This window comes from Gallaecimonas zhanjiangensis, from assembly GCF_057624825.1.
In genome coordinates, this window is record NZ_CM172603.1 from 3,958,796 (window position 1) to 3,984,811 (window position 26,016).

Genomic DNA, 26,016 nt, shown 5'->3' on the forward strand with positions numbered 1-26,016 from the left:
GAGAACAGCTACCAAGAGCAGCTTGGCTTTCGCCAGGCTGGCCTCTTTGGCCCGCTGGTGGTCAGCGGTAACGGCAACAACAGCGGCGTGCACTTTTCCATCCGTAAAGACGAGATGGCTAACGCCGCCGAGCTGGACCTCACCCTCAGCTACCCCGACGCCAAGTTCCCCGAAAACAGCCACCTGGATGTGCTACTCAACGGCCAGTTGCTGCAAAGCATCGCGCTGGACCCGTTCAGCGCCGACGGCCTGGATAGCAAAATCGCCATCAATCCGGCGCTTATCCTCAGCGAAAACGACCTTAACTTTCGCATTGCTGGCCAGGCTGGCCCCCAGTGCCTGGATGAAGACGCCCCCAATCACAACGAGGTGCTGATAAGCGAGCTGTCGTCGCTGCACCTGGATCTTACCCGCCTACCAAGGCCCCGTGATCTGGCCATCTTCCCGGCACCTTTTTTTGATAACGGCGCCATGGGCCAAATTCGCATTCCCCTGGTGTTGCCGGAGCAGCCCAGCGAAGGGGTGCTGGAAAGCGGCGCCATCCTGGCCTCTTACTTTGGCAAGGAAGCGCGGTTTCGGGTGGTTCACCTGCCGGTGAACCGCAACAGCCTGCCCGACGACAACGCCATCGCCTTGGTGGTGGGTAACAGCCTGGCCGGTGCCACCCTGGCGCCGCCATCTGGGCCTGAGCTTAGGCTTATCGATAACCCCTTGAACCCGCTCTACAAAGTGCTGGTGGTGATGGGCCGCACCGACAGCGAGCTGAAAACCGCCGTCACCTACTTGCTCAGTGGCGCCCCCCTTGAAGGGGACCAAATGTTGGCCAAGGCCATCAAACTGCCTGAGCGCAAACCCTACGACGCCCCCAACTGGGTAGACACCCGCCATGCGGTTACCTTCGGCCAGTTGGCTAAGCCGGACGACCTGGCCGCCCGGGGCCTCAACCACGGCGCCAACGAGGTGAACTTTAGGGCGCCGCCGGATTTGTTCCGCTGGCGCGGGCGGCCCATGTCCATGGAAGTGCAGTACCTGTTCCCTGAAGGTGACTGGCTGGACGAGCGCCGTTCCAAACTCAACGTGACCTTAAACGGCCAGTATCTGGGCTCCTTGCCGGTAAACAGCAGCGGTATCGGCGCCTCCATCATGCGGATGCTCGGCAGCGATGTGCGCCAGCAAAAAGCCAAGGTCGAGCTGCCGCCTTACCTCTTGTATGGCGAGAACAAGCTGCAGTTTTACTTTGACCTTCGCCTGCACCCCGACAGCGACTGCCAGCAGGTGCTGGGCACCAAGATCATCAGCCGCATTCTGCCCGCTTCCGACCTGGATTTGAGCGGTTCCGAGCATTTCACCATGCTGCCCAACCTCTCTTATTTCATCAGCGCCGGCTTTCCCTTCACCCGCATGGCGGACCTGTCGCAGACCACCGCCCTGGTACCGGCCCGCCCCAGCAACCTGGAGCTGCAAAGCCTGTTCGATTTAATGGCCAGGATGGGCCAGGCCACCGGTTACCCGGCCTACGGCGTCGAAGTGAAAAAGGGCTTTGGCGAGATCCGCGCCCAAACCGGCCGCGACCTGTTGGTGGTTGGCGCCGTTGCCGACCTGGCCAGCAGCCCGGTGCTTTACACCAGCCCGTTCCGCTTCGAGCAGAACAAGCTTGGCCTCAAACCCACCAGCCTCACCGAGCAATGGACCCGCCTGCTTAAGGGTGACTGGGGCCGCCAGGACAAACCGGCCCGGCGCCAGTTGGAGGCCCAAGACAGCTTCTTTGGCCTGGCCAGTTATATCTCCCCTGCCGATCCGGCGCGGGTGGTGGTGGTGGCCACGGCCAGCAACGAGCAACAGCTGCCCACCCTGACCACGCGCCTGCAAGATCCCCAGGCCAGCAGCGAAGTCCATGGCGACCTGGTGCTGTTGCAAGACCAGCAGATCCGCTCTTACCGGGTCGGGCCGCGCACCGGCAGCGGCGAAATGTCGTGGGACATGACCGTGCGCTGGTACTTCGGCCAACACGTGCTGCAACTGCTGGCCACCTTGCTGCTGGGCATCTTGCTGGGCGCCACCTTGATTTATCCCCTTCTCAAACAGCGCGCCAAACAGCGCCTGGCTAAAGCCAAAGAGCATCATCATGAATAAATCGCTGCTGCTTACCCTAGCCCTTTCCTCCCTTTCGGTACCGGCTCTGGCCGCCAGTGCCGGGGTTCAAAGCGACTTTGACGCCCTGTTCCAGCAGGCTGATTTTTGGCAAAGCAAACAGCGCCAGGACTTGGCCAAAGACGCCCTTAACCGCATCTTGGCGGCGGACCCCAACAACACCGAGGCCCTGTACCGGCTGGCACTGATCGCCATTCAAGAAGGGGATAAGAGCCACGCTTCGGCGTACATCGAGCGCTTGAAAGCCGTTGCGCCGAACGATTCGCACCTCGAAGAGCTGCGCATCGCTCAGGCCTCTACCGATGTCGACTCCGGCGCCCTTGGCGAAGCCCGGGTGCTGGCCGCCAGCGGCCAGGCTGAAGAAGCCATAGCCCGCTATAAAAGCCTGTTCAGCGGTAACACGCCGCCAGCCAGCCTGGCGCTGGAGTACTACCAGACCCTCGCCGGCACCCAGAACGGCTGGGACGCTGCCCGCCAGGGGCTCGCCAAGCTTCATCAGGCCCAACCGGGCAACAGCGCCGTGGCCATAGCCTACGGCCAGGTGCTGACCTACCGCGACAGCACCCGCCGCCAGGGCATCAACCTGCTGGCCAAGTACGACGCCGTCAGCAAGGACGCCAGCAAAGCCTGGCGCCAGGGGCTGCTGTGGCTCGATGCCGACAAGGCCGACCAGCCTCTCTATCAGGCCTTTGAACAGGCTCACCCCGGCGATAAGCAAGTTGCCGATTACTACCACAACAAAACCACCCTCTCTCCCACCCAGGCTGCCGATCAAGCCCGCAGCCTCGGTTACAAGGCCCTGGATGCCGGCAGGCTCGGCGAAGCCGAAAAGGCCTTCCGCCAAGCCCTGGCCACTAAAAGCAAAGATCCTCAGGCCCTGGCTGGGCTGGGCCTTGTTGAGCTTCGCCGCCAGCGCTTTGCCAGCGCCCGGGATAACCTGGCCCAGGCCATTCGCTTGGCGCCAGCTCAAAAGAGCCAATGGCAAAAGGCCTATGAGAGCGCCGATTTTTACGCTCGGCTCGGCCAGGCCCGTAGCGCCAGCGAGCACCGCCAATACGATACCGCCCTGAATCTTCTTGCTCCCCTGACCGGCGCCAGCGGCAGCCAGGGCCATGACGCCCAATTGCTAAAAGCCGATGTGCTGCAAAAGAAAGGGGAGCTCGACAGCGCCGAGGCCAGTTACCGGGCGCTGCTGGCCAAGCGAGGCACCGACAACGCCGCCCGCCTGGGGCTGGTCAACGTGCTGCGCCAACAGCAGCGCTGGAGTGAGGCAAGCGAGGTGGCCCAGGCGCTGCCGGCATCGGCCAAGGGCGAGCTCGGCGATCTGGCCTCTGGCCAAGCCATGGTGCTGCGTGACCGGGCCGCCAGCGAGTCGCCGGTGATGGCCGAAGCCACCCTGCGTCAGGCCAGCGTATTGGCCCCGCAAAACCCTTGGGTGCGCCTGGATTTAGCCCGGTTACTGAATAAAACCGGCCGCCCACTGGCAGCCCAGGTGCTGGTCAATCGCGGCGTGCAAGACTATGGCCTGGCGGATGACCGCTACGTGGCGGCGCTGCTGGCCAAGGATCAGCAGCGCTGGGGCGATGTGGCCCGCCTGCTTGAGCCTGTTAGCGCCAGCAAACGCTCAGCCGAGATAAAGGATCTTTTGGAAAGCGCGGCCCTGCAGGCTCGCCTTGACGAGATAAAACGCCGCCAGCAGGTAGGTGACCGCGAAGGCGCCCGCCAGTTGATCATGGACATGTACAACAAGCCCCCCCAAAGCGCTGCCGGGGTGGGCGAAGTGGCGTCCATGCTTTATGAAAGCGGCGAGCCAGCCATGGCGCTCATGCTCATTCGCCAGAATGACCAAAAAGCCCTCACCTCACCGGTGGCTCAATACCAGACCCAGGTGCTGGTGATGATCAAAGCCGGCGCCGATCAGGAAGCCGATGCCCTGGTCGCCAGGCTCTCCCAACGCCGGGATCTGGGCCCTGGCGACTGGGCCGCCATTGAACAAACGCGCAATGCCATGGCAGTGGCCAAGGCCGATAAACTGCGCCTGGCCGACCAGTTGGCCGAGGCCTACGACGTCCTGGCCGCCCGCCTGCGGGTGGCACCCAACGACGAACCGCTGCTGCTGGCCATGGCCCGCCTTTATCAAACCGGCAATAAAAACAGCAAAGCCCTGCAGATTTACCAGTACACCCTCAAGCACAACCCCGGCAGCCTCGACGCCCTGAGCGGCGCCGTGGAAGTAGCCATTACCACCAAGGATCTGGACGTTGCCGACCAGCTGCTGGCACAGCTATCAAGGGATCAGGCCGAAGAACCCGCCATGTTGCTACTGGCCGCCAAGGTAGCCCGCGCCCGGGGTGACAACGACCAGGCCCTGCGCCTGCTGGCCAAATCCCGCAGCAAGCTCTTTGAAGGCCAGCAAGACCAGCCTTGGCTGGTGGCCAGCGACAGCCAGCCGGGCTTTGACAACCCCTTTGCCGCCAACAAGGCACCGGCCAAGGGCAAGGCTGGCGACAACCCCTGGCGCCGGCCCAGCTGGCTGCCGGGCGGAGAGGACCTTTCCACCGAGCAATCGCCCTGGAAAGACCAAGACACCCCCGCTGGCCCGCCGTCACTGGTGGCCCAGATTGACAGCCTGACCCGCGAGATCCACAAGGACAGCGCCACCCGCCTCGACGCCAACGTGGAGTTTCGCTCCCGCAACGGCCAGGCCGGCTTGGGCCAGCTTGATGAAGTTAAAACCCCGGTTACCATCGAAACCCAACTGGGCAGTGGCCGGCTGAAAGCCCAGATCACCCCCACTTACCTCAACGGCGGCACCCTCTCCGGTGATTACAGCCGCTTTGGCAGTGGTGCCCTGGGGAGCGCCGCCAGCAGCCTGAGCCAGGATCTGAGTGACATGCCGGATGTACTGGACGGCATTGAAGACACCGCTTACAGCTACGAGCAAGCCAGGTTAAGCGCCGAGAGCGCCCAGGCGATTTACCAGGCGGCGCTGGCCGACAACACCCTGACCGCCATCCAGCAGGCCCAGTTTTTGGCCACCGCCAACCAAGCCGAACTGACCGCCACCCAGGCCAAGCGCAACTTCGACCGGGCCGTGCAACAAGACCTGCTCAAAGCCATCGGCCTCAATACCGACAACCTCACCAGCGAAGACTGGGAAACCCTCAACAGCTACTTTGGCCAGTTGGGTTTTGACAGCACAGGGGGTTTGTCTTCCACCAGCCTGGCGGCGTTTTTAGACAGCCGCGATGCCTTTGAATCCCTGCTTGGCTCCCTCAGGGCGCAGCTCAACAGCCTGATGCGCAGCGCCGAAGATCTGCCAGCGCAGCACGACGCCGGGGTGGCTTTGTCGCTGGCCTATGGGGTGGGTGATTTCAATTTCGATATCGGCACCACGCCATTGGGTTTTGAAGAGGTCAACCTGGTTGGCGGCGTGCAGTGGCAACCGCAGCTGGATGACAACCTGCGTCTGGATTTGAACCTGGAGCGCCGGGCCGTTACCGACAGCGTGCTGTCTTACGCCGGAACCTACGACCCCAGCACCGGCACCAGCTGGGGCGCCGTTACCAAAAACGGCCTGGGCCTGGGCCTGGGCTATGACGACGGCAACCTCGGGCTTTATGCCAACCTTGGCGGCTACCGCTACCTTGGCCATAACGTCTACAACAACACCGCTTTTGATCTGTCTCTTGGTGGCTACCTGCGCCCCATTGACACCAAAACCCGGCAACTGCAAACCGGCATTCATGTCAGCTTCCAGTCTTTTGACAAGAACATGAGCAACTTTGGCCTGGGCCATGGCGGCTACTTCAGCCCGCAAGACTATGTGGCGGTGTCGTTCCCCATCACCTTCAGCGAGCAGCGCAACCGCTTTAGCTACAGTGTGAAACTGGCGCCGGGCTTCCAAAGCTTTACCGAAAAGGCCGTGGACTTCTTCCCGGACGACCCCGAGATCCAGCAACTGCTGGACGTATTTGCCAACCTGGGGCTGATTGACGCCTCCCAATACCAAGCCAACAGCCAAAGCGGTTTTGGCCTGAGCATCGGCGCCGAAGGCAAATATGAGTTGTCGCCCAATTTCACCCTGGGTGGCAAACTGGGCTTTGATAACTTTGGGGAATACAGCGAAACCAGTGGCCAGCTGTATCTTCACTACCTGTTGGGAGGCAGTAATGACTGAGCACGACACCTACTTCAGTAGCCGCCATTGCCACCCGCAGTGGCGGCATCTGCTCAGCGCACTGTTCGATGGCCTGTTGAACTCGGTACCGGAGCAAGAAGCCCGCAGCTTTTTGCGCCAGGTGGGAGCCAACATGGCGTTGTCGCTCCCCCTCGGTGCCCACGACACCCTCGACGCCCTGGAAGGCGCCATCAACAAGCGCTGGAGCGAGCTGGACTGGGGCCGGGCAACCCTGCGCTCCCACGACGATTACCTGGCCATTCACCATTACCACTGCCCCGTGCCTCATCAGCAGGGGCGCATGGTTGAGGCTGCCCAAAAGAGCCTGGCCATGGTGCTTGAAGGGGTATACGGCAGCTGGCTGCTGGCCCAGGGCGGCGAGCCGGACGTAACAGTGCGCCTGGCCGATACCCAAGACGGCCTGGTGCTCCATTACGGTAAAGAACCTGCCCATGATTAAACGCCTCGGCCTGTGGCTGATGGCCGCCGTGCTCAGCAGCTCGGCCCTGGCCGACGATTGGTCTCGCTACAAAGACAGTTACATCAGCCGTGAAGGCCGGGTGATAGACACCGGCAACGGCGACATCAGCCACTCGGAAGGGCAAGGTTATGGCATGTTGCTGGCCCAGCAATACGGCGATAAAGCCACCTTCGAGCAGCTGTGGCGCTGGACCCGTAAAAACCTTGGCCGCCACGATCTACCGCTCTTTGCCTGGCGCTACGACCCCAACGGCAAGCCCATGGTGGCCGACACCAATGACGCCTCCGACGGCGACTTGCTCATCGCCTGGGCGCTGTTTCGCGCCGGCAATGCCTGGCAAAACAGCAACTACCTCAACGCCTCGCGGCGGATCCGCATGGCGGTGCTGGACCACCTCACCCTGAGTTACGCCGGCCACCGAGTGCTGCTGCCAGGCCTTAAAGGCTTTACCGGCGACGGCTACATCGACATCAACCTCTCCTACTGGGTGATGCCAGCCTTCAACGCCTTTGCCGAGGCGGATAAAGACCCGCGCTGGCAACAACTGCTGGCAAGCGGCGAAGCGCTGGTGGCAGCAGCACAATTTGGCGACGCCAAACTGCCCAGCGATTGGCTGCGCCTGACCCAAAGCGGCCAGTTGGCTCCCTCTCCCGACTGGCCGCCCCGGTTTGGTTTTGATGCGGTACGTATCGGCCTTTATTTTCGCTGGGCAGGGCTTGCACAAAGCGCCAGCCTGGCGGCCATTCGCCACTTCTGGCAGTTGGCAGGCAGCAAGGCCCCGGCCTGGTTTGATGTTCAAACCGGCCAGCAATCGCCTTATGGCGCTTCGGTAGGTTTAAAGGCGGTGATTGCCATTAGCCTGGAGCCCGCGCCCGCCTTGCCGCCGCTAGACCCCAAGCAGGACTACTACAGCGCCTCGCTGCTGCTGCTCAGTAAGGCCGCCGTTAATCTCTGACCGCCAGAATTTGCTCGCGCAGCCAGCACAGCCCCGGCTCTTTGGCAAAGCGCGGGTGCCAGGCTTGCACCAGGGTAAAGTGCAGGGCTTTTTCCGGCAGTTCGGCAGCAAAGAGCCCAAATTGCCGGGCATAAAGGTTGGCCACCGCCGTGGGTAGCACCACGCACAACGGCGTGCTGGCCAACATGCCGGGAATGGCCTGAAAATCAGGCACTTGCAGCCGCACCCGCCGCTTAACCCCAAAGCCTTGTAGCCAGTTGTCCAGCAGCAGCTGGCTGTGGCCCCAGTCTGAGGGGTAGATGTATTCCAGCTCCCCCAGCAGCGCCGGCGTTAACGGCAAAGCCAGTGGCCGCCCGGCCAGCAGGCTCACCGACTCGGTTACCAGCCGCTGCTGTTGCAGCCTTGGCGACAGGTGCGCCGGCTCGGTAAAGCCCACCACCAAGTCCAGCTCTCCTTGCTCAAGCTCCCGTTCGTGGTCGGAAGGCCCCAACACCGTCAGCCTAAGGCTAATGCCTGGGGCGGCGCTCATCACCCGCTGCATCAGGCGCGGCAGCAGCACCATGTCAAAGTAACTGCCCACCGCCAGGGTAAAGCGGCGCTGGCTGCTGGCGCTGTCAAAGCGGGGCGGCTGGCTGAGGGCATCGTCGATGGTGGCCAGGGCTTGGGCAAAGGCCGGCGCCAGGGCCAGAGCCCTGGGGGTGGGCTGCATGCCACTTTTACCCGGCACCAGCAGCGGGTCGCCCAGTTGCTCGCGGCAACGGGCCAACGCGTGGGAGACAGTGGACTGGGACAGGTGCAACTGCCTGGCGGCCTGAGACACGGAGCGGGTGTTCATCAGGGCGTCGAAGATCTTCAACAAGTTAAGGTCCAGCCGCTGCATATCGATATTCGCCATGGGTTAATGAAGACAATTCATTTTAACCATGATGGCCAGCTCACTACACTGCCAGGCGTTTTCAGGAAGCGTATCCGTGTTGAAAAATTATCTTTTCCTGTGGGGAGTCGGCCTTATCTGGGGCTCCCAATTTTTATTCCAGCAAAAAGCGGTAGCGGCCCTGCCTCCGGTATGGGTTGGCGCCGGGCGCGCCGTGGTGGGGGCTTTGACCCTGATTTTGGTCTGCCGTTTTTTGCATCTTAAAAGCCGCCAGCGCCAGTGGGGGAAATACCACCTTATCGGCCTGCTGGAAGCGACCCTGCCCTTTGTGGCCGTGGCTTGGGGCCAGCAATACCTGGACACCGCCGTGGCCGCCATTCTGATGGGCACCATTCCGTTTTTTGCGGTGCTGCTCAGCCCGCTGCTGGTCAAGGGTGCCCGCATTACCCTGGCTGGGCTCCTGTCGGTGCTGGTGGGCTTTGCCGGGTTGCTGGTGTTGTTCTCACCGCAGCTAGGCCAGGGCGTGAACGCCGGCCTGTGGGGAGCGCTGGCCATCATCGGCGCCTCGGCCTGCTTTGCGGTGGCGCTGCTGCTGTTAAAACGGCTGGATAACGAGCCGCCGCTGATTGTGGCCCGCAACGTGCTGATCGCCGCCAGCAATCAGCTGCTGGTAATGGCCCTGTTGAGCGCGCCCCTTGGCAGCTTCCAGGCCACCCCCGAGGCCCTGGGCTCGGTGGCTTACCTGGGGGTGATGTGCGCCGGTATCGTCTACCTGCTGTATATGATCCTTATTCAAAAGGCCGGGCCGGTGTTTGCATCGCTCTCCAACTACTTGGTGCCGCTGGTGGGGGTTGTGCTTGCCGCCACCCTTAATCACGAGCAGTTGGCAGGGACCACCTGGGTGGCGCTGGTGGTTATCCTCGGCGCCGTTGCCATCAACCAGTTGGGTAGCAAAAAGGCCGCGTGATGCGGCCTTTTTCATTCTTTGGGCAGCGCCGTTGGCGCCTTTCTAAGCGTCACCCTGGCGCAGATAATGGCCACCACCATCACCCCTAGGTTGGCAAAGATAAAGTGCGGGTCCTGGGCGTAACCGGTGAGCGCCGCCCCCAACTGCGAAAGCTGCGACAAGCTCACCACCGCCATGATGGCCACCATCAACCGGGTAATGTGCTTACCCAAGCGAAACAGCACCAGCGCCAGCAGCACCAATGCCGAGGTGAACAGAGCCGGGGCCGGTACGCCGCCCACCAGGTAGCGGCCCAGAATAAAAAGCCCGTCAAGGCAGCACAGCAGGTAAAAAGTGCGGCTGAGAGTCATTGTCGCCATTCCTTAAAGCGGTCTTGTTTTTGTAATGGCTGCGGCCGGGGATTGCGAGCCGCAACCTCAAAAATTGTTATCTCTATCAAGACCTAACGCCAAAAAAGCGGGTTTGGCGGCGCCCAGCCCTCTTGCGGCGCCGTTGAGGGTTCTTTATCGTCGAGGGCCTTGTCACCCGGCGCCGGAGGCGGCTTTGCAAGAAAACCTGCTGGCGGTCTTCCTGACCACCTTCTTTTTCGTGTCCATTACCCCTGGCATGTGCATGACCTTATCCATGACCCTGGGGATGACCATCGGCGTGCGCCGCACCTTGTGGATGATGGCGGGGGAATTAATAGGCGTGGCGCTAGTGGCCATTGCTGCCGCCGTAGGCGTGGCGGCGGTGATGCTGCATTATCCGCTGTTGTTCAAGGTGGTGAAGTACGCCGGCGGCGCCTACCTCCTCTACCTTGGGGTGCAAATGTGGCGGGCCAAAGGCAAGCTCGCCATGACCCTCGATGGCAATAAACCGGCCGCTTCCCGCCGCCAACTGGCCAGCCAGGGCTTTGTTACCGCCATCGCCAACCCCAAGGGCTGGGCCTTTATGATCTCCCTGCTGCCGCCCTTTATCGATGCCTCCCGCGCCCTCGGCGGCCAGCTCACAATGCTGGTGGGCATTATCCTCTGCACCGAGTTCAGCTGCCTGATGCTCTACGCCGCCGGCGGCAAAAGCCTAGGCCGGGTATTGGGCCGGGGCAACAACCTGATGCTGCTCAACCGTATCGCCGGCACCCTGATGATAGGAGTGGGGCTGTGGTTGGCACTGGGATAAAAAAGGCCGCTGATGCGGCCTTTTTTAAATCACGCGCGCTCACGCAAAAAGCTAGAAGTGGTCCGCCGCCCCCAGCCGCTGCAGGCAGGCCACCAGCTCTGCCTCGCTGATATTGATGTATTCCACCACCCGGCCATAAAGCATGGCGGTAGGCACATTGCGCCCACCCCGCTCCTTTTGGGTTTGGTGCAGTACATAAAGCACAATGCGCTCCAGCCGGGTCAGGCCGTCGCGCACGTCGGGCAGAGGCTCAAACTGGTCTTCAAGCACCGCTGTTACCTCACCTAGGCAGGGTCTCGCCCAATATTAACGCCGAATGCCACTCACTTCACGGCCGCCAATCCATACCTGGCGCAGGGGCCGCACGCCGAACTGGTAGCAAAGCTCGGCCGGTTCGCTGATATCCCAAAGGGCGAGATCGGCGAGTTTCCCCACCTTGATGCTGCCGGTATCGGTTTCCAGCCCCAGAGCTTTGGCGCCGTTTAAAGTGGCACCTTTGAGGGCCTCGCTTGGAGTGAGGCGAAACAGGGTGCAGCCCATATTGAGCATCAGCAGCATAGAGCTAAGGGGCGAGGTGCCGGGGTTGATGTCGGTGGCGATGGCCATAGGCACCTGGTATTGGCGCAATAAATCGATGGGCGGCAGTTGGGTTTCCCGTAAAAAGTAAAAGGCGCCGGGCAGCAGCACGGCCACGGTGCCGCTGTCTTTGATGGCCTTGACCCCGGCTTCGTCCAGGTATTCGAGGTGGTCAACAGACAGCGCCTTAAAGCCCGCCGCCAGCGCCGAGCCGCCGAGGTTAGAGAGCTGCTCGGCGTGCAGTTTTACCGGCAAGCCGTGGGCCTTGGCGGCCTCGAACACCTGGCGGGTTTGCGCTTTTGAGAACCCCACCCCTTCGCAAAAGGCGTCTACGGCGTCGGCCAGCCCTTCTTCGGCAATGGCGGGCAGCATTTGCTCGCACACCAAGTCGATGTAACCGTCCGGGTCGTCTTTAAATTCTGCCGGCAGGGCGTGGGCCCCTAAAAAGGTGGTTTGGATGCGCTGGGGCATCTGCTCGCCCAGCAGCCGGGCGATGCGCAGGCATTTTTGCTCGGTCTCAAGGTTAAGGCCGTAGCCGGATTTAATTTCAACCGTGGTCACCCCTTCGTCCAGCAGGGCGCGCAGCCGCGCCCTGGCACTGTGGTAGAGGCTTTCTTCGCTCGCGTCTCGGGTGGCGCGCACCGTACTCATAATGCCGCCGCCTGCCTGCGCTATTTCTTGATAGCTGGCCCCTTCCAGGCGCAGGGCAAATTCGCGGGCCCGGCTGCCGCCGTAAACCAGGTGGGTGTGGCAGTCGATAAAGCCCGGCAGCAGCCAGCCACCGGCGCCGTCAATCACCGGCAGCAGCGGGTCAAGGGCGGGCAGCTCGGCCTTTTTGCCCAGCCAGACAATGCGCTCGCCTTGCACGGCCAGGGCGGCGTCGCGTATCTCCTCTGCCTCGTCCATGGTGGCGATATTCACGTTTACCACCAGCCAATCCCAGTCTGCCGACATCTTGCCTCCACAACTTGTATATACAACCTGACTGTGCCACATTGACGCGAGCGTCAACAAGCCTTTTTGAGCATGAGCAAGTTTGTACCCATAAGACAATGGCTGCTGGACAGCATCGACACCGGCGCGCTGTGCCCCGGCGATGCGGTGCCGTCTGAGAACCAACTGGCCGAGCGCTTTGGCGTGTCGCGAATGACCGCCCGCCGGGCCCTGACCGAGCTGGTAGACAGCGGCGTGCTGGAGCGCCGCCAGGGCCAGGGCACCTTTGTGGCCGAACTCAAGGCCCAGAGCGCGTTGCTGTCTATTCGCAGTATTGCCATCGAGATAGCCGAGCGCGGCCACCAGCACCAGGCCCGGGTGCTAAGCCTCAAGGTGCTGAATTGCCCGGCCGATCTGGCCAAGTTGCTGGGCATTGCCACCGGCGCCGAGGTGGGCTTTTCGCGCATCCTGCATTTTGAGAACAGCGCCCCGGTGCAGCTTGAAGAGCGCTTCGTCAACCTGGCCCTGGCGCCAGACTACCTAGCCCAAGACTTCGCCGCCCACACGCCCCACGACTACCTGAGCGCCGTGGCGCCCATTGCCGCCGCCCACCATTGGGTGGAAGCGGTGGCGGCAGACTTAGCCCAAGCCGGGCTGCTGGACGTAGCCGAACACAGCCCGCTTCTTAAACTCACCCGGCTTACCGCCTCACGCCAGGGCGCTGTCAGCCTAGCCCGCCTTTACCACCCCAGCCACTACAGGCTGGGGGGACAATTACCAATGACATTGGGGGATTTCTGATGAACCACACCGGCACCCGCCTGGACGAAAGCCGCGTTATTCGCGCGCCCCACGGCAGCACCCTGAGCTGCAAAAGCTGGCTGAGTGAGGCCGCCATGCGCATGTTGATGAACAACCTCGACCCCGCCGTGGCCGAGCACCCCCAGGCGCTGGTGGTATACGGCGGCATTGGCCGCGCCGCCCGCAACTGGGAGTGCTTCGACAAAATCGTCGAGGTATTGCAGCGCCTGGAAGACGACGAAACCTTGCTGGTGCAATCGGGCAAGCCGGTGGGGGTATTTAAAACCCATAGCGACGCGCCCCGGGTGCTCATCGCCAACTCCAACCTGGTGCCCCACTGGGCCAACTGGGAGCACTTTAACGAGCTCGATAAAAAGGGCCTGATGATGTACGGCCAGATGACCGCCGGCTCCTGGGTCTATATCGGCTCCCAGGGTATAGTGCAGGGCACTTACGAGACCTTTGTGGCAGTGGCCAAGCAGCATTTTGGCGGCAAGGCCGAAGGGCGCTGGATCCTCACCGGTGGCCTTGGCGGCATGGGCGGCGCCCAGCCCCTGGCAGCCACCATGGCCGGCTTTAGCATGTTGGCAGTGGAATGCGACGAGAGCCGCATCGATTTTCGCCTGCGCACCCGCTACGTGGACAAAAAAGCCGCCACCCTCGACGAAGCCCTGGGCATTATCGAAGACGCCAACGCCATGGGCCGCGCCGTGTCGGTGGGGCTGTTGGGTAACGCCGCCGATGTGTTTGCCGAACTCGTTAAACGTGGCATCACCCCCGATGTGGTCACCGACCAAACCTCAGCCCACGATCCTTTGAACGGCTACCTGCCCCAAGGCTGGACTTTGGCAGAGGCCAAAGCCATGCGCGCCAAAGACGAAGCAGCCGTGGTGAAAGCCGCCAAGGCCTCCATGGCAGTGCAGGTTGAAGCCATGCTGGCCCTGCAAAAAGCTGGCGCGGCAACCCTGGATTACGGCAACAACATCCGCCAGATGGCCTTTGATATGGGCGTAAAAAACGCTTTTGACTTCCCCGGCTTTGTACCGGCCTACATTCGCCCGCTGTTCTGCGAAGGCATAGGCCCGTTCCGCTGGGTAGCCCTCAGCGGCGACCCGGAAGACATTTACAAGACCGACGCCAAGGTCAAAGAACTCATCCCCAACGACCCACACCTGCATAACTGGCTGGACATGGCCCGTGAGCGCATCGCCTTCCAGGGCCTGCCGGCGCGCATTTGCTGGGTGGGTCTTAAAGACCGGGCGCGTCTGGCCAAAGCCTTTAACGACATGGTGAAAAACGGCGAGCTCAAAGCCCCCATCGTTATCGGCCGTGACCACCTCGACAGCGGCTCTGTAGCCAGCCCCAACCGCGAAACCGAAGCCATGAAAGACGGCTCCGACGCCGTCTCCGACTGGCCGCTTTTGAACGCCCTTCTTAACACCGCGGGCGGCGCCACTTGGGTGTCCTTGCACCACGGCGGCGGCGTTGGCATGGGCTTTAGCCAGCACGCCGGCGTTGTGATAGTGGCTGACGGCAGCGACGCTGCCGAAAAACGCCTGGGCCGGGTGCTGTGGAACGACCCGGGCACCGGGGTAATGCGCCATGCCGATGCCGGTTACGACACTGCCCAAGACTGCGCCCGCGAACAGGGCCTGGACCTGCCCATGCTGGAGAACAAATGATGTTTGAATTGGTACTCAAACCCGGCGAGCTCACCCTTGGCGAGCTGCGCCAAGTCGCCAGCCATGGGGTGAAAGTCAGCCTTGTTGATTCTGCCTGGGCCGCCATCGACGCCAGCAGCGCCATGGTGCAAAAGGTGATTGAAGAAGACCGCACCGTGTACGGCATCAACACCGGTTTTGGCCTCTTGGCCAACACCCGCATCGACCGGGTAGACCTTGAAGAGCTGCAACGGCGCATTGTGCTGTCTCACGCCGCCGGTATCGGCGAGCTGATGAGCGAAGACACGGTGCGCCTGTTGATGGTGCTCAAACTCAACGCCCTGTCCCGTGGCTATTCCGGCATTCGCCGAGTGGTTTTAGAAGGCCTGATGGCGCTGATTAACGCCGAAGTCTACCCCTGCATTCCGCAAAAAGGCTCGGTAGGGGCCTCGGGCGACTTGGCGCCGCTTTCGCACATGGTGTGCCCGCTGATTGGCGAAGGCCATGTGCTGCACAAAGGCCAGAAAATCACCGCCGCCCAGGGCCTGGAAATCGCCGGTATCAAGGCCATTACCCTGGCCGCCAAAGAGGGCCTGGCACTTCTGAACGGCACCCAAGCCAGCACCGCCTTTGCCCTGCAAGGGCTCTTTGCTGCCGAGGATTTGTTTGTAGCCGGTAGCGTGATTGGCGCCACCAGCGTTGAAGCGGCCCTGGGTTCACGCCGGCCCTTCGATGCCCGCATCCACGCCGTGCGTGGCCAAAAAGGGCAAATCGACAGCGCCGCGCTCTATCGCCATATCCTCGGGGAAAGCTCCGGCGTAGGCGCCTCCCACGCCAACTGCGACAAGGTGCAAGACCCTTACAGCCTGCGCTGCCAGCCCCAGGTGATGGGCGCCTGTCTTACCCAAATTCGCCAAGCCGCCGAGGTGCTTTTGTGTGAAGCCAACGGCGTCACCGACAATCCGCTGGTGTTCGCCGAGGACGACGACATTATCTCCGGCGGCAACTTCCACGCCGAACCGGTGGCCATGGCCGCCGACAACCTGGCCCTGGCCATCAGCGAAATTGGCGCCCTTTCCGAGCGGCGCATGGCGCTCCTTATCGACAAAAACCTCTCCGGCCTGCCAGCCTTTTTGGTGAACAACGGCGGCGTGAACTCGGGCTTTATGATTGCCCAGGTCACCGCCGCGGCGCTGGCCTCCGAGAACAAATCCCTGGCCCACCCGGCCAGCGTCGATTCCCTGCCCACCAGCGCCAACCAGGAAGACCACGTATCCATGGCCACCTTTGCTGGCCGCCGCCTCAAAGACATGGCCGCCAACACCCGTGGTGTGCTGGCGGTGGAATACCTGGCCGCCTGCCAGGGCCTGGATTTTAGGGCGCCGCTGAAAGCCGCGCCCATAGTGGAAGACGCTAAGGCCATTCTCCGCAGCCAGGTCAGTTTTTATGACCAAGACCGCTACATGGCCGCCGATATGGAAGCGGCCAACGGCATCCTGCTGCTGGGCGCCCTTAACGCCTTCGCCCCCAAAGGGCTGCTGCCGTCGCTTTAAAGAAAGCCCGGTAAGTCAAAAAGGCCCTGCGGGGCCTTTTTATTTACACAATAAAAATAACGGGTTAGCTTGAACTCACCGCCACTTAGGGATTTTGTGATGCCGTTTATCAAGCGCTTTGTGCTACCAGTGCTGTGCCTTATCGCCGCCCTTAGCTGCTACAGCGCCAGCTACCCGGCCGGTGGCACGCTACTGCTGCTGATGGGAGCAGGCTTTGAAGCGCTGTTTTGGATGGGGCTTTTAAAGAAAAGCCCCGTCGCCAAGGCTTAATATCTTGTTACCAACCGACCGTCAGGCCCGTTGGTAAAACCTCCCTCCCGCTTCTATGGTTGGGGCACAGGAGGGAGCCATGACCATCTTAAGCCGCGTGTTACCCATCATCGCCTTTTGCCTGCTTAGCCAGGTACAAGCCGCCCCCATCAAGCGCCTCGACGGCAGCACCATCAATAGCCAGCAGCTCACCGACGGCGTTAACAAGCTGATGGCTATCGGCCAGGTAACGGGCCTTAGCGTCACCGTTTTTAACGATGCCAAGCCGGTTTACAGCCAAGCCTTTGGCTATGCCAATGTCCAAACCAAAACCCCTTTAACCCTGGACACCGAGATCTATGGCGCCTCTATCAGCAAGGCGGTGTTCGCCACCCTGGTGATGAAGCTGGTAGATAAGGGCGTGATAGATCTCGACACCCCGCTTTATCAGTACCTCGACCAACCGCTGTGGCGCATCAAAGGGGACAAACGCGCCTGGCACCGGGATTTATCCAGCCTTAAGGGCCAGCCCGAGGCCAAGCTCATCACCGCCCGCATGTGCCTGAGCCACACCACGGGCCTGGGTAACTGGCGCTGGTTCGAGCCAGACCACAAGCTGCATTTTCACTCCAAGCCCGGCAGCCATTACCGCTACTCCGGCGAGGGCATGACCCTGCTGCAAACGGTGCTGGAAGAAAAAACCGGTAAAACCCTGGAAGAGCTGGCCCAAGAATACATATTCACCCCCTTTGGCATGGCTACTTCCAGCTACCAGTGGCAACCGCGCTTTGAGGGCCATTACGCCACCGGTTACAACGGCGAGGGCCGCCCCTACCCCAAAGACAAAGACAACGCCCCGCGCAGCGCCAGCAGCCTGGAAACCACCCCCAACGAGCTCACCCGCTTTGCCAGTGCCGTGCTGCAAGGCGCAGGGCTCACCCCTGCCTCCTACCACGCCATGTTCAGCCCGCAAATTCGCATCCGCGCCCCCACCCAGTTCGGCCCGGGTATTGATGAAGTCACAGACGCCTACGACGATATCGCCCTTAGCTATGGCCTGGGTTGGGGGCTCATTAAAACCCCCTTCGGCTGGGGCGCCTTCAAAGAAGGCCGGGGCGACGGCTGCGTGCACTATTTGATTGTGTTCCCTAAACAAAAGCTGGGGGTGATGCTGCTTAGCAACAGCGAGAATGCCGAAAAAGTCTTCGACGCCCTGTTGCGCCTGAGCATCGCCGACAGCTACACACCGGTTGCCTGGGAACGCTACGCCGACGGCAGCCATTTGCTGGACTAAATACCCCCGATAAAAAAGCAGCGCCCGGCGCTGCTTTTTTGCTTTATTACCAGCGGCTTAGCCGGTAGCTTGTTCATAAGCTGACAAGGAGTGTTTGGCGCTGCCTTGGCAACGCAGGTGCGAGTCCTGAGGGCGGTAGCGTGGGTGTGGGCTTAGTCAATTTGCCGATAGCAGGTTGCGGATTGTGAAGACGCTTGGCTTTGCTCTTGTTCCTTTAAATACCGGTGTGTGCGCCAGCGGGCCTCAACCAAAAGCACTGCCCCCGTTCCGCGTTGTCCTCGCTACTAGTCATTTACCGCTGACCGCTGCACAGGCGTTCCAGACGCGTCTTCCGCTCTTTCGGCATCCATGCCTCTGTCAGCTCTCATTCCTTCACGCGAGGGGCTGCACTTGACGGTCAATAAAGCGCTGTTGATGACTTGGCTTTGGTGTCGTATTCGTACAGTAATAAGTTGCTAAAAAATAATAAGATTTAACTTATCCAATGTGATGACAACGAACGCATATCTCGCATAAAAATGAGACCGCTCGGCTTCACCGAGCCGAAGGATATGTATGAATAGATAATCAATATGAATATCAGTATGTTAGCGTTATAAATAGCAGCTGTTCAGATGAGTGAAAGCGAGCGCGCTCGCTAAAAAAACTGTTACGTGTCACAAGGAATTAGCATCGTCAGATGAAAAAGAAACTCAAGGAATTCACCCAGCATCTTTATCATGAGATCGAAGATGAAGATAAGGCAGAAGAGTTTATTGATAATGCGTTGCCTTCAATAGGCTTAATAGTTCTGTACTTCAATTCGTTGGAGAGCACTTTAGATTCCGTTCTATGTGAAAATTTCTCCGACAGAACTGATTCTCCCGGCCTGATAGTACTAAACAAGCTTAATTACTCCTCCAAAGTAGACCTGTTTAAAAGGTTCTGTGATGATTTTCAAGTTGGCATAGCAAGAAAGCTTGAGGGCTATGAGCAGATTATAACCAACCTGAATGAAAGTGGCCGCCTAAGGAATATGGTGGTTCATGCTAACTGGGAAGATACCGATGACGAAGGCTATACGTTCTTGAAGCTTAAAATGTCCAAGAATGGGATGCATCAAGAGTATGTGCAGTTTACGGAAGATTCCCTTCAGAAAATCATCGAACTAGTAATACAAACTCGCTTCGATTTGTATAAGTTCTGGGAACACCGTAACGATGTACTGTATGGTCGAGTATAAACACGTAACAAGGCGCTCAAGCAAGAACGCAGCAAAGCTGCGCCGCGTAGCTTGGCGTTAAAGCGAAAAGAAACACTGACATAAACAGGAGGGAACCATGCTTAAAATTACCGGGCTTGACAAGCTTCAAAAAGAGTTAAAACAAGCAGAGAAAGCATTGACCGAACTGGATGGCGAGTTGGGTGTCGTGAACTTTGATCCTCACGAACCTGCCAGTATTGAAGCTGCCATCCAGTCAGTTAACCGAATGATTGATAACCGTATTGAACCGTACACCGATAACTCCATTGTCGAGTCGCTAGCCGAGAAAATGAAAGAGAGCTATAGAGAAAACATTCTCCAAAAAGCTGCTGAGGCCCGATTACAGTCTGACGAGGATTAATGATGGCCCAAGATATTTTCGGAGAAATTAACAACGCTGTTCTTGACTTACAGAATTCGCAGTTGCAGACGTACGAACGTCCATTGAAAAAGCTTGCCCAATTATTGCGGCATACCGACCTTGAACCTTATAACGAGGAACTGACGAAAGAAGTTGACCTAGATGCTTTCATTGCAGAAAGCGAAAAAACTGGGGTCGGCATGGTTGGCAGTGCCCAGCTTGCATGGCCTGATGACCCCAAAAAAACGATGGGTTTAACATTGCTTCTTATCGAAAAGCTGGCCAACGACCCAAGTTACGCTAGCAATTTCGGCCATCATTTTTTCTATTCTGGTCGGAAAATCATCGCTGGTATCCATGCGCTTACTGGGCAGCTCATCATTCCTTTTGTCCGTGATTACAAGAACTATGTTCAATCGAAGGGGAGTACTGAAACTGTGTTGAAGTCGCCATTCTCACACAAGATATTTATCGTTCACGGTCATGACGATGGTGCGCGAGAAACAGTAGCTCGCTTTCTGGAACGCATTGGTTTAGAAGCTGTCATTCTTCATGAACAGGCCAATCAAGGAAGAACTGTTATCGAAAAGGTTGTTGCAAACAGCGATGTTGGGTTTGCGGTAGTTCTTCTCACACCGGATGATGAGGGTTGTGTAAAGGGAGGAACACCCGAGCCACGGGCCAGGCAAAATGTATTGCTGGAGCTGGGCTATTTCATCGGCCGCTTGGGCCGAGACAAAGTATGCGCTATCAAGCGCGGTACGTTGGAAATTCCTAGTGATTTTGCGGGTGTCGTTTGGGAGACAATGGACAGTAATGGTGGCTGGAAACAGGCACTCGCGCGCGAACTTGAAGCGGCTGGGCATAGTATAGATTGGAACAAAGTTATGCGCGCTTAATGTGCGATAGCCGCGATCGAATGGTGATTGTAGTGAATATTGAAGATGAGCTTTTAGTTTTTCGAGTACATCAAGAATATAATAGAGAATGCTTTAATAAGGCATTACAACGGACAGGCCGCTGAATGCGGCGTTAACATCACAAAATAAGGGAACGGCAATGGAATTATCTGAAGTGCTAAATTTGATTGGATTGCTATTAATTACTTTCGGCAGTATCTCGGCCGCACTAGGTACACCTGCGCCTCAATACAATTCAGATGGTTCAGTGTCTTTGTCAGGTCAGCCAGACAAGGATAAGCGAATTGCCATGTATAAAAGGCAAAAGAGGTTTCCCCAGTTTTTATTTTTAATTGGGCTTGGAGCGTTTGTTCAAGCAGTGGCATTGCTCTTCGGTCAATAATGTTAACAAACGCAGGCAGTTTGCTCCGGCCCTTCGGGCCTCCGCGGGACGCCCAACGCTGTGCACCTGCTGCGGGCGTTAGCTGCACAAGACGCACCATTGTATGAAGATTGGAACTAGAGAAGAATACGTAGAAGGATTAAAGGACATCCATCTTCTTAGTAGCAATAAACAATAAGTTCGACGTGTCTCCTCTTTGCCACATCAATACGCTGTTGATGATGCTGACTTCACGCAGGAATGTGTTTTTCCGTTAAAAACGCAAGTTAGAGGCGAGTGGGATTGAAAAAATGAGACATCCATCCTCTGAGTCACCTTGGAAAACAGGTTTGATCATTTATTAGCAGTGTCAGTCACGAAATTGACCTTGGTAGCTTTACCAAGCAGAAATTTAAAAGGAACATATTATGCCAGATAACGTTATTAAATCTTCGCCTGCAACATTGCAAGACGGTGCGGCTAAAGCGGACGGAAAGCTGTCCTTGACTGAGTCGGAAGTTCTTTTTGTGCCATTTAATGAAAGCTTTGGATTGGGCCCGTACAGGTTCAAGCGTAGTGAAATCACATCCGTCGTTAAGTGTTTAGGCAAAGGTGGCGGCATAATACCTATTACCACTGAGGCTGTTCGAGTAACGCTTTCAAATGCATTGCATTATGAATTTATAGTGGCTGACACCGAGGTGTGGATAGCCGTCCTTGCCGAAAAAGTGAATTCATAATCTATCAGCTCTGGTTTACAGAGCCAGTGCCAGTATCGCTTTCGGCTTAAGCCAACAATTGATAAGGATGACGTTTTGGCTTTACAAATAGCAATGCCTCTATGCAAAGGAATGCCGGTAATCTCTTTAGCGAATCTGAAAGCCTATTTCAGTTCGGTGTGGAAGCAAGACATCACATTGGATGATGACATCAAAGACAATGTCTTTTCTTTTAGTGTTGGCAATTCATTCGTGGCTGTTGGCACCACACAGGCTCCCTTTCCCTGGAGCGACTTGGAAGGGCCCTGTGCAACCAGCATCCTTTGGCCAACGGCGACGAACGACCTTGCATCCCATGACCATCATTTGATTGTTACCGTCGTTGACGACAACCTTTCAGAGGTTAACACCGCGATTTTACTCACCAAAGTCACGGCAGCGCTATTGGCTGTCTGTGATGAAGCGCTAGGCGTTTTATGGAGTAACGCGTCGATGGTGGTTCCCAAAGAGATGTTTATCAAGTTCTCAGAAGAAGTGCTTCCTTATGGGCCACCAGTACCTATCTGGGTTGATTTTCGGGTTGGCGATGGCGGAGCCAACCTCTCTTCAGGCTTTACCTCTGGCCTCGAAGCACTGGGGTTAATGGACATAGTGGCGGTTGAGACGCCTGAGTCCATAGCCGGTTTAAGAGAACGGCTGACAGGCTTGGCGGGCTACCTTATCTCTAATGGCCTGGTTATCAATGATGGCGATACTGTTGGCCACGACGAAGATGAGTCGATAAGCGTTATTTACGGCGAGTCCGACTTTGGCCATGAAAAGACAGTGATGCATCTTAAGTACGGGAATGCGTAAAAGAAGTCAAAACTGAAGTTTTGGTAAGCACAACCCGCCGATGAATTTAGAGGGGAAATTGCCCCTCTAATTGCCTATAAAGAAAGTGGCCTGAAGCTAATCAACTTAGTGTTTCGTGTTGCTTAAACACCAATCCTTTAATACCACTCTCTTCTACTTTTCGCTTAAACGATTCACTGCAAAAGGTTGCCATACCTGCACCGGTAATATGACAAATAGCGATATTTGCAAGGGCTTCTTCTTTTAACACCAATTTTTTAAATCGTCGTGTACGGCTGGGCTGGCCGTTGGCGCGATAGTTAAGCTCAGTATGTTGCTTATCTATGGCATCGACAGTCGTCAGGATATGGATGGCGAACCAAGGTGCATCACCTACCCGTAACGGTAAAAACTCTGCATCACTGCCTAGCATATCGCTAAGTTCGGCTTTCGCCTTTTGATTGCAGGCATATAGCCCCGCTCGCCAAAGGGTGATATCAGGTAGACCCTGCGTGGCATCTTGGCCATCAACAAGCCATTCCAAATCGACGGGCTGCCAGCTATCCAAAACAGGCTTGCCATCCAAATCGGCTAGTTCCCCTGTTGTTGTTTGCATGGACAATTCGAGCGCTTTTTCCTGCAAAACGGGGAAGCGTTCGATGTCAAATGCAATGCTAAATACGGCCATCTGTAACTTATGCCTCTATCAGCTCACGAATAGGGAAATCATTACTTTGCAGATCTTCGCCTATCTCACGCAGTGTGTCGATAATGCCTTTTTTGCCAAGCCCCTCCGCTATGGTTTCTGAAAGCAGATACTCAACGTTTAAATAGTAAACGGTGGTGTGGGTAGTTCTATGCGAAGCGGCATCAGGAAAGGAGGGATGGGGTAAGTATTTTGATGAAGAGGGCAACCAAACACCGTTTGCTTCGTGGTCAATATCGATCCCCCAGGCAGCTAACCGCAGTCTCGAGCGTTGGGCCGCCGCTGACCGGGTCTCATTCCAAGGCACGATATGGTGTGCTTCAACATTTTTAGGCCGTGGCCCTCTGCCTGCTGCAAGCATGTTCTCAGCCAATTTTTTGCTATGTCGCCGGTAATGCTCCCAACGTACGTGACGACTGTACACCAGATCATCTTTGGGGATCTGCCCACGTTTGTAGCGAACGGCATCGATAACCTCGCCACGGTAGTGAATGGCAAACAGTTGAGCTTGTTGGGCAGCTAAAGCACGGTTACCTGTCGCGCTGAAAATATCGCTCTCAAGTTCCTGAACTGAAACGTACTCTTCCTTGATAGTTTTCATACAACATCCTGTTGTAAACAAAGCTTTGGCAGAGATTATCTTCTGAAAAGAGTGTCGGTCAAATAAGCCATTTCTAAATGGTGCGTGTTGGCCTGTTAAAGCAGGTTCAAGACCTCACTGCTTTATCAAACTCCCCTCAATAACCCTTAATCATTGCTGTCCACTTGCAGCATCGCGCCCACGCAGCCGCTCTTGCGCACTTTAAAATAAGGCCCACCAGCCAAGCCTCTTTCCCCTCCCCTTTCCCTTGGCCATAATGGCCCTACATTCCCTTAACGGTATCAACACCTTATGTTGAAACGATCCCTGCTGGCAGTGGCTGCCCTTTGTATTGGCTTTCAGGCTTTTGCCGAGGACATTGGCATCGATGTGTTCGCCATTCCGTCCAAACCCATCATCGATGAGGTAAAAGCCACCAGCGATACCCTCAAGGCCCAGGGCCTGGAAAGCTTTTATGCCCAGGGTAAGCCGGTGCATGTGACCTTGTACCTGACCCGCTTCCCAGAGGGCAGCAAGGCGGCCATCAAGGCAGCAATTGCAAAGCTGGTGGCAGGCAAGGAAGGGTTTGCAGTTGAGGCCAAGGGCTTTAGCGTTACCAAGGGCAACTGGGCCTTTTTAGACGTGACCCCAAGCCCTGCCCTACAGCGGCTGGCCGATGAAGTGACCATGGCGCTGTCGCCGCTGCGCGCGACCAACCCGCCGCTGCCGGGCTGGGTGAAGGCTTACCCCACCAAGCTGGCCGCCTTTGAGCGCTACGGCAGCCCCAACGTCTTTCAAAACTTTGAGCCGCACCTGACCCTGCTGGCCTCAGAGACCAGCCCAGCCCTAGCCGAAGTGGCCAAAGCCTTGGCCGCCAAGCCACCACAGGCTAAGGGGCAGATAGTGGGCATTGGTATTGGGGTAACAGACCAGTGGGGGCAACAAAAAGAGATACTGGGCGAGTATTTTTTCAAACAGTAAAAAAGGGGGCCTAGCGGCCCCCTTTTTTACTTTTACCACCCAGGCTAATGGCCGGGCGCCCGCCTTTTGGCGCCGGGCCTTTTTTGCGGCCAGGCCCCGCTTTGGCTGGCCCTTTACCGGCGCCGTCGCGGGCCGGTTTGGCCGGGGCTTTGCCGCCACCGCCCAGCACCTGGGCTTTATTGCGGCCACTACCCGCTTTGCTTTTAGCTGAGGCCGCACGATTCTGGCCGCTGCCGCTTTTTTTGGGGCTGCGCTTACTCGAACCGCCTTTTGTGGATTCAGAAGAAGACCCGGCAATGGCTTCGGCCAGCTCTTTGATTTCTTTTTCAGTAAAGTCGCGCCACTCGCCAATACCGAGCCCCTTGAGGGTGATATGCATGATGCGGGTGCGCTCAAGCTTTATCACCTCATAGCCAAAATGCTCGGCCATGCGCCGTATTTGCCGGTTGAGGCCTTGCACCAGGGTGATGCGAAAAACGTTATTGGACTCCTGGCTGACCTTACATTTTTTGGTCATGGTGCCGAGGATAGGCACACCGCCCGCCATGCCGTCGATAAAGCCCTGGGTAATGGGTTTGTTGACGGTAACCAGATACTCTTTTTCGTGGTTATTGCCGGCCCGCAGCACCTTGTTGACCAAGTCGCCATTACTGGTGAGGAAAATAAGGCCTTGAGAGTCTTTGTCGAGGCGGCCGATGGGGAAGATGCGGGTGCCGTGGCTAACGTAATCAACGATGTTGTTGCGCTCGGCGCTGTCGGTGGTGCTAACCACTCCTACCGGCTTGTTCAGGGCAATCAGCACAAAGTCGTCGGCTTCGCGGGGCTCGATAAGCCGGCCATTAACCTTAACCGTATCCCCCGGTGCCACCTGGTCGCCCACTGAGGCGCGCTTGCCATTGATAAAGACATTGCCTTGCTCAATGTAACGGTCGGCATCTCTTCGCGAGCATATGCCGCTTTCACTGATGTATTTATTCAGGCGAACGGTGGCTGAAGTTAGCATGGGGCAGTCATCTTCATCGTTGGTGGTGTAGACCCACAAGGTTCACAACGGGGCACGACCAAAAAAGGTGGGGGCAATTATAGAGGAAGACGAACACAAAAACGCGGTAAAGCAGAGGGCGGGCTCAGTATGGCCCAGGCGTGCAGACTGGCCGGGCAGGCCGGCCAATCTCACACGAGGAGCAGAGCGGATTAGTGGCTGGTGGCCACTTTGCGGTGCTTGGCGCGGAACAGGGTCTTGAATTTGGCTTTAACAGCGGCGTTAAGCTCAGCCATGTAGACGCGGCGTTGGGCTTTGGCTTGCTGGACGTAGTAGTCGACGTCGATGTTGCCGTAGGGGTCGAGTTTCAGATCGTGTTGCTGTGCCATGGTGGTGCTCCTCGGGTCGGGGGTAGTGGTGTTTCCACGCTGCAAATACTACTGCCGGCGCCCTTGTTGAAAAAGCGAGCGTTTCTAACCATAATGCTGAGAAA

The 26,016-nt window shown here is 57.8% G+C and carries 26 protein-coding genes; 18 read left to right on the forward strand and 8 right to left on the reverse strand.

What is annotated here, in order from left to right:
• Nucleotides 1–57 precede the first annotated feature (57 nt).
• Genes AC22G1_RS18660 through AC22G1_RS18675 form a run of 4 tightly spaced genes read left to right on the forward strand, consistent with a single transcriptional unit; the run spans nt 58 to nt 7,767 of the window.
• The gene (locus AC22G1_RS18660) at nt 58–2,133 is read left to right on the forward strand and encodes a cellulose biosynthesis cyclic di-GMP-binding regulatory protein BcsB (RefSeq protein ID WP_487316751.1); all 2,076 of its coding nucleotides are present in this window, start codon (nt 58–60) and stop codon (nt 2,131–2,133) included.
• Nucleotides 2,126–6,331, forward strand: a complete 4,206-nt coding sequence (locus AC22G1_RS18665) for a cellulose biosynthesis protein BcsC (RefSeq protein ID WP_487314683.1) — start codon at nt 2,126–2,128, stop codon at nt 6,329–6,331. The genes AC22G1_RS18660 and AC22G1_RS18665 overlap by 8 nt, the downstream gene beginning before the upstream one ends.
• Nucleotides 6,324–6,791 (forward strand): cellulose biosynthesis protein BcsD, encoded by a 468-nt coding sequence (bcsD, locus tag AC22G1_RS18670; RefSeq protein WP_487314684.1) that lies wholly within the window; start codon nt 6,324–6,326, stop codon nt 6,789–6,791. The genes AC22G1_RS18665 and bcsD overlap by 8 nt, the downstream gene beginning before the upstream one ends.
• Complete coding sequence (locus AC22G1_RS18675; RefSeq protein WP_487314685.1) at nt 6,784–7,767, forward strand: family 8 glycosyl hydrolase; 984 nt, start codon at nt 6,784–6,786, stop codon at nt 7,765–7,767. The genes bcsD and AC22G1_RS18675 overlap by 8 nt, the downstream gene beginning before the upstream one ends.
• Here AC22G1_RS18675 and AC22G1_RS18680 read toward each other — a convergent pair.
• Nucleotides 7,757–8,662 (reverse strand): LysR family transcriptional regulator, encoded by a 906-nt coding sequence (locus AC22G1_RS18680; protein ID WP_487314686.1) that lies wholly within the window; start codon nt 8,660–8,662, stop codon nt 7,757–7,759. The genes AC22G1_RS18675 and AC22G1_RS18680 overlap by 11 nt on opposite strands.
• 76 nt (nt 8,663–8,738) lie before the next feature.
• Between AC22G1_RS18680 and AC22G1_RS18685 the strand changes: the two genes are divergently transcribed.
• Nucleotides 8,739–9,608: a DMT family transporter gene (locus AC22G1_RS18685; RefSeq protein ID WP_487314687.1), complete on the forward strand. Its 870-nt coding sequence runs from the start codon at nt 8,739–8,741 to the stop codon at nt 9,606–9,608.
• 11 nt (nt 9,609–9,619) lie between these two features.
• Here the strand turns inward: AC22G1_RS18685 and AC22G1_RS18690 are convergent, their stop codons facing one another.
• A complete protein-coding gene (locus AC22G1_RS18690; protein WP_487314688.1) occupies nt 9,620–9,958 on the reverse strand; it encodes a hypothetical protein in 339 nt (112 codons plus the stop codon).
• Between the two features lie 193 nt (nt 9,959–10,151).
• Between AC22G1_RS18690 and AC22G1_RS18695 the strand changes: the two genes are divergently transcribed.
• The gene (locus tag AC22G1_RS18695; RefSeq protein ID WP_487314689.1) at nt 10,152–10,769 is read left to right on the forward strand and encodes a LysE family translocator; all 618 of its coding nucleotides are present in this window, start codon (nt 10,152–10,154) and stop codon (nt 10,767–10,769) included.
• A 51-nt stretch (nt 10,770–10,820) separates the two neighbouring features.
• On the opposite strand, the gene AC22G1_RS18700 is transcribed toward AC22G1_RS18695, so the two are convergent.
• Both AC22G1_RS18700 and hutI read right to left on the reverse strand, forming a co-directional pair.
• Complete coding sequence (locus AC22G1_RS18700) at nt 10,821–11,039, reverse strand: hypothetical protein (protein ID WP_487314690.1); 219 nt, start codon at nt 11,037–11,039, stop codon at nt 10,821–10,823.
• Between the two features lie 36 nt (nt 11,040–11,075).
• A complete protein-coding gene (gene hutI, locus AC22G1_RS18705) occupies nt 11,076–12,251 on the reverse strand; it encodes an imidazolonepropionase (protein WP_487316752.1) in 1,176 nt (391 codons plus the stop codon).
• Nucleotides 12,252–12,371: 120 nt separating this feature from the next.
• Here hutI and hutC point away from each other — a divergent pair, with 120 nt between their 5' ends.
• From hutC to AC22G1_RS18760, 11 genes are all read left to right on the forward strand, one after another.
• The gene (hutC, locus tag AC22G1_RS18710; RefSeq protein ID WP_487314691.1) at nt 12,372–13,079 is read left to right on the forward strand and encodes a histidine utilization transcriptional repressor HutC; all 708 of its coding nucleotides are present in this window, start codon (nt 12,372–12,374) and stop codon (nt 13,077–13,079) included.
• A complete protein-coding gene (gene hutU / locus AC22G1_RS18715) occupies nt 13,079–14,761 on the forward strand; it encodes a urocanate hydratase (RefSeq protein ID WP_487314692.1) in 1,683 nt (560 codons plus the stop codon). The genes hutC and hutU overlap by 1 nt, the downstream gene beginning before the upstream one ends.
• The gene (gene hutH, locus AC22G1_RS18720; protein ID WP_487316753.1) at nt 14,761–16,293 is read left to right on the forward strand and encodes a histidine ammonia-lyase; all 1,533 of its coding nucleotides are present in this window, start codon (nt 14,761–14,763) and stop codon (nt 16,291–16,293) included. Before hutU ends, hutH begins: the two co-directional genes overlap by 1 nt.
• A gap of 99 nt (nt 16,294–16,392) precedes the next feature.
• A complete protein-coding gene (locus tag AC22G1_RS18725) occupies nt 16,393–16,563 on the forward strand; it encodes a hypothetical protein (RefSeq protein WP_487314693.1) in 171 nt (56 codons plus the stop codon).
• A gap of 79 nt (nt 16,564–16,642) precedes the next feature.
• The gene (locus AC22G1_RS18730) at nt 16,643–17,836 is read left to right on the forward strand and encodes a serine hydrolase domain-containing protein (protein WP_487314694.1); all 1,194 of its coding nucleotides are present in this window, start codon (nt 16,643–16,645) and stop codon (nt 17,834–17,836) included.
• Nucleotides 17,837–18,515: 679 nt separating this feature from the next.
• Nucleotides 18,516–19,058, forward strand: a complete 543-nt coding sequence (locus AC22G1_RS18735) for a hypothetical protein (RefSeq protein ID WP_487314695.1) — start codon at nt 18,516–18,518, stop codon at nt 19,056–19,058.
• Between the two features lie 97 nt (nt 19,059–19,155).
• Entirely contained in the window at nt 19,156–19,440 is a 285-nt protein-coding gene (locus AC22G1_RS18740; RefSeq protein ID WP_487314696.1) for a YuaX family protein, read from the forward strand.
• 2 nt (nt 19,441–19,442) lie between these two features.
• Nucleotides 19,443–20,339: a TIR domain-containing protein gene (locus AC22G1_RS18745; protein WP_487314697.1), complete on the forward strand. Its 897-nt coding sequence runs from the start codon at nt 19,443–19,445 to the stop codon at nt 20,337–20,339.
• Between the two features lie 160 nt (nt 20,340–20,499).
• Complete coding sequence (locus AC22G1_RS18750; RefSeq protein WP_487314698.1) at nt 20,500–20,742, forward strand: hypothetical protein; 243 nt, start codon at nt 20,500–20,502, stop codon at nt 20,740–20,742.
• Between the two features lie 407 nt (nt 20,743–21,149).
• Nucleotides 21,150–21,461, forward strand: coding sequence for a hypothetical protein (locus AC22G1_RS18755; RefSeq protein WP_487314699.1), 312 nt, complete (start codon nt 21,150–21,152; stop codon nt 21,459–21,461).
• Nucleotides 21,462–21,536: 75 nt separating this feature from the next.
• The gene (locus AC22G1_RS18760; RefSeq protein ID WP_487314700.1) at nt 21,537–22,295 is read left to right on the forward strand and encodes a DUF4261 domain-containing protein; all 759 of its coding nucleotides are present in this window, start codon (nt 21,537–21,539) and stop codon (nt 22,293–22,295) included.
• A 100-nt stretch (nt 22,296–22,395) separates the two neighbouring features.
• Here the strand turns inward: AC22G1_RS18760 and AC22G1_RS18765 are convergent, their stop codons facing one another.
• Nucleotides 22,396–22,962 carry an imm11 family protein gene (locus AC22G1_RS18765; protein WP_487314701.1) on the reverse strand — a complete coding sequence of 189 codons (567 nt, stop codon included), beginning with the start codon at nt 22,960–22,962 and terminating at the stop codon, nt 22,396–22,398.
• 7 nt (nt 22,963–22,969) lie between these two features.
• Entirely contained in the window at nt 22,970–23,581 is a 612-nt protein-coding gene (locus AC22G1_RS18770) for an AHH domain-containing protein (protein WP_487314702.1), read from the reverse strand.
• A 291-nt stretch (nt 23,582–23,872) separates the two neighbouring features.
• Between AC22G1_RS18770 and AC22G1_RS18775 the strand changes: the two genes are divergently transcribed.
• Entirely contained in the window at nt 23,873–24,541 is a 669-nt protein-coding gene (locus tag AC22G1_RS18775) for a 2'-5' RNA ligase family protein (RefSeq protein ID WP_487314703.1), read from the forward strand.
• 10 nt (nt 24,542–24,551) lie between these two features.
• On the opposite strand, the gene rluF is transcribed toward AC22G1_RS18775, so the two are convergent.
• Together rluF and AC22G1_RS18785 are read right to left on the reverse strand one after the other, a co-directional pair.
• Complete coding sequence (gene rluF / locus AC22G1_RS18780; protein WP_487314704.1) at nt 24,552–25,544, reverse strand: 23S rRNA pseudouridine(2604) synthase RluF; 993 nt, start codon at nt 25,542–25,544, stop codon at nt 24,552–24,554.
• A 191-nt stretch (nt 25,545–25,735) separates the two neighbouring features.
• A complete protein-coding gene (locus tag AC22G1_RS18785) occupies nt 25,736–25,912 on the reverse strand; it encodes an RSP_7527 family protein (protein WP_170164127.1) in 177 nt (58 codons plus the stop codon).
• Between the last annotated feature and the right edge of the window lie 104 nt (nt 25,913–26,016).

Bases quoted from the DNA above. Each gene is read 5' to 3' on its own strand.
- AC22G1_RS18775 (WP_487314703.1), top strand. From the start codon at position 23,873: ATGTTGAAACGATCCCTGCTGGCAGTGGCTGCCCTTTGTATTGGCTTT.
- hutH (WP_487316753.1), top strand. From the start codon at position 14,761: ATGTTTGAATTGGTACTCAAACCCGGCGAGCTCACCCTTGGCGAGCTG.
- AC22G1_RS18765 (WP_487314701.1), bottom strand. From the start codon at position 22,962: ATGGCCGTATTTAGCATTGCATTTGACATCGAACGCTTCCCCGTTTTG.
- AC22G1_RS18750 (WP_487314698.1), top strand. From the start codon at position 20,500: ATGGAATTATCTGAAGTGCTAAATTTGATTGGATTGCTATTAATTACT.
- hutI (WP_487316752.1), bottom strand. From the start codon at position 12,251: ATGGACGAGGCAGAGGAGATACGCGACGCCGCCCTGGCCGTGCAAGGC.
- hutC (WP_487314691.1), top strand. From the start codon at position 12,372: ATGAGCAAGTTTGTACCCATAAGACAATGGCTGCTGGACAGCATCGAC.
- AC22G1_RS18745 (WP_487314697.1), top strand. From the start codon at position 19,443: ATGGCCCAAGATATTTTCGGAGAAATTAACAACGCTGTTCTTGACTTA.
- AC22G1_RS18675 (WP_487314685.1), top strand. From the start codon at position 6,784: ATGATTAAACGCCTCGGCCTGTGGCTGATGGCCGCCGTGCTCAGCAGC.
- AC22G1_RS18665 (WP_487314683.1), top strand. From the start codon at position 2,126: ATGAATAAATCGCTGCTGCTTACCCTAGCCCTTTCCTCCCTTTCGGTA.
- AC22G1_RS18735 (WP_487314695.1), top strand. From the start codon at position 18,516: ATGAAAAAGAAACTCAAGGAATTCACCCAGCATCTTTATCATGAGATC.
- AC22G1_RS18730 (WP_487314694.1), top strand. From the start codon at position 16,643: ATGACCATCTTAAGCCGCGTGTTACCCATCATCGCCTTTTGCCTGCTT.
- AC22G1_RS18680 (WP_487314686.1), bottom strand. From the start codon at position 8,662: ATGGCGAATATCGATATGCAGCGGCTGGACCTTAACTTGTTGAAGATC.
- AC22G1_RS18690 (WP_487314688.1), bottom strand. From the start codon at position 9,958: ATGACTCTCAGCCGCACTTTTTACCTGCTGTGCTGCCTTGACGGGCTT.
- hutU (WP_487314692.1), top strand. From the start codon at position 13,079: ATGAACCACACCGGCACCCGCCTGGACGAAAGCCGCGTTATTCGCGCG.
- AC22G1_RS18770 (WP_487314702.1), bottom strand. From the start codon at position 23,581: ATGAAAACTATCAAGGAAGAGTACGTTTCAGTTCAGGAACTTGAGAGC.
- bcsD (WP_487314684.1), top strand. From the start codon at position 6,324: ATGACTGAGCACGACACCTACTTCAGTAGCCGCCATTGCCACCCGCAG.
- AC22G1_RS18755 (WP_487314699.1), top strand. From the start codon at position 21,150: ATGCCAGATAACGTTATTAAATCTTCGCCTGCAACATTGCAAGACGGT.
- AC22G1_RS18725 (WP_487314693.1), top strand. From the start codon at position 16,393: ATGCCGTTTATCAAGCGCTTTGTGCTACCAGTGCTGTGCCTTATCGCC.
- AC22G1_RS18740 (WP_487314696.1), top strand. From the start codon at position 19,156: ATGCTTAAAATTACCGGGCTTGACAAGCTTCAAAAAGAGTTAAAACAA.
- rluF (WP_487314704.1), bottom strand. From the start codon at position 25,544: ATGCTAACTTCAGCCACCGTTCGCCTGAATAAATACATCAGTGAAAGC.
- AC22G1_RS18785 (WP_170164127.1), bottom strand. From the start codon at position 25,912: ATGGCACAGCAACACGATCTGAAACTCGACCCCTACGGCAACATCGAC.